The 506-nt window shown below is 68.2% G+C and carries 1 protein-coding gene; it reads left to right on the top strand.

Going from position 1 to position 506, the window contains the following annotated elements:
* Positions 1-61: 61 nt before the first annotated feature.
* A partial coding sequence (locus tag AC1DWF_RS39005; RefSeq protein WP_476843734.1) for a hypothetical protein occupies positions 62-506 on the top strand: 445 nt, incomplete at its 3' end.

Below are 506 nucleotides of genomic sequence, written 5' to 3'. Positions count from 1 at the left end.
CCGGGCACCCGCGCGATCGGCTATGCGCGCAAATATCGCCACAACTTGAATTTCGGTCCTCATGAGCTTGAAACGCGCTGTCGCCGGCGCTCCGACATACGCCCATCACCATCTGCCGGATGATGCCGTCCTCTGGCTGCATTCCGCCTTCTGCGGGTTGGGGCTCCCGCTGCGCGTCGCCCGCGGCAACTGGAATCGCGACATCGGGACCGCCTCGGTCCGGATCGAGCCGCCTTCCGCCGAGCAGGCCGTGCCGAGCGGACGCATGGCCCGGCTGTGCCTCATGCACATCTGCGACACGGCCGTCCGCACCAATACCGTGACGCTCGACCTCGGGGAGAGCGCGGCGCCGGCAGCGGAACGGCTGGGCGCCACCAGCAAGGCGCTCGACCTGATCGAGCAGATGCATCGCCTGATGGCCGCCAAGGTTTCCCTGTCCCTGGCCGACGGGACCGAGATTCCCGTCTTCGACGCCCGGAGCCGGTCGCGCGGCGAAAGCTCCGAAT

It is taken from the genome of Aminobacter sp. P4_D5 (assembly GCF_056401815.1).
The sequence above is the reverse complement of the archived record's forward strand: the minus strand, read 5'-3'. Positions and strand labels throughout refer to the sequence as shown.